The sequence below is a fragment of the Rhodococcus sp. Eu-32 genome, from assembly GCF_003336925.1.
Taxonomy (GTDB): Bacteria; Actinomycetota; Actinomycetes; order Mycobacteriales; family Mycobacteriaceae; genus Rhodococcoides; species Rhodococcoides kyotonensis_B.
This window is the reverse complement of record NZ_QGNK01000050.1, coordinates 1-1,238: the sequence shown is the minus strand read 5'-3', so window position 1 is coordinate 1,238 and position 1,238 is coordinate 1. Positions and strand designations below refer to the sequence as shown.

At 60.9% G+C, this 1,238-nt stretch carries 1 protein-coding gene; it reads right to left on the bottom strand.

The genetic code is table 11. The features are described from left to right. Nucleotides 1-8: 8 nt before the first annotated feature. Complete coding sequence (locus DK926_RS26235) at nucleotides 9-1,127, bottom strand: IS30 family transposase (protein ID WP_114332829.1); 1,119 nt, start codon at nucleotides 1,125-1,127, stop codon at nucleotides 9-11. Nucleotides 1,128-1,238: the final 111 nt, after the last annotated feature.

Below are 1,238 nucleotides of genomic sequence, written 5' to 3'. Positions count from 1 at the left end.
GGGCGGTTTCAAGCTGTCGCTGCACCAATGAGCTCTGCGAACTTTTCCAACGGTGGTCTGTAGCCTAGCGTCGCCCTGGGGCGCTCGTTCAATTCCAGGGTGACGCGGCGCAGTTCCTCGGGTGAATGCACCGACAGGTCCGTTCCCTTCGGAAAGTACTGACGCAGAAGACCATTGGTGTTCTCGTTGGTTCCCCGTTGCCACGGCGAGTGGGGATCGGCGAAGTAGATCGCGACACCGGTCGCCGCGGTGATCTCCGCATGCGACCGCATCTCGAAGCCTTGATCCCAGGTCACAGACTGTTTCAGCAGCTCAGGCAGGGTGTTCATGGCCTCGATCATGGCGTCGCGGACCTGTACTGCGCCGTGGCCGTCCGGCAGATGCAACAGCAACGTCGTGCGAGTGCTGCGCTCGACGAGGGTGCCGATCGCGGACTTGTTGTTCTTGCCCATGATCAGATCGCCCTCCCAGTGGCCTGGGATTTTCCTGCTCTCGACCTCGTCGGGCCGGTCGGCGATACCTACCTTGTCCGGGATGTGCCGGGCGTTCTTCGACTTCGCGACGCGGCCATGCGGCTTGCGGAACGTGCGGCCCGTACGCAGGGCTTTGTCGACTTCCTTCTTCAATCCTCCGCGTGGAAGCACGTAGATTGCCTTGTAGATCGTCTCGTGCGACACCTGCATCTCCGGTCGATCGGGGTACTTCTGTTTCAGTGTCTCCGAGATCTGCTGCGGTGACCACTTCTTCTGCAGCCCGGCGATCACCTCGCCCCGCAGTTCCTGATTGACGACCAGCTTCGACTCCTTCGGTCGCCGAACCGCATCATCTGCGCGGCGTTGCGCCGAGACAGCGCGGTAGCTGCCGTCGACGTTGCTGTGGTGTTTGATCTCGTACGAGATGACCGTGTGATTGCGACCGATGTCGCGGCCAATCTGCCTGAGCGACAGTTTGTTTCGAACACCGATCTCGATCTCGACTCGGTCTTCCAACCTCAACGCCGGCCCGAAGGACACACGAACCTTCTCTCGATCGATGCCGGCCCTCTCATCGCGCCATCGATAACCGGTCTTGCGCCTGACCCCATGCGCTTCGCTGGCCTTCTTTATCGGCACCCCGGAATCGATCATGGCGTAGAAGCTATCGCGCACTTCTTCCGATTTGCCCCGCGTTCTACCCACGACACACCACCTACTTCTTCCTGGTCAGGAGCGGTGGTGCATCGACCGCTTGAGACTGCC

What these genes read in the sequence shown, in the direction of transcription:
- DK926_RS26235 (WP_114332829.1), bottom strand. Translation starts at nt 1,127, where the DNA reads ATGATCGATTCCGGGGTGCCGATAAAGAAGGCCAGCGAAGCGCATGGG.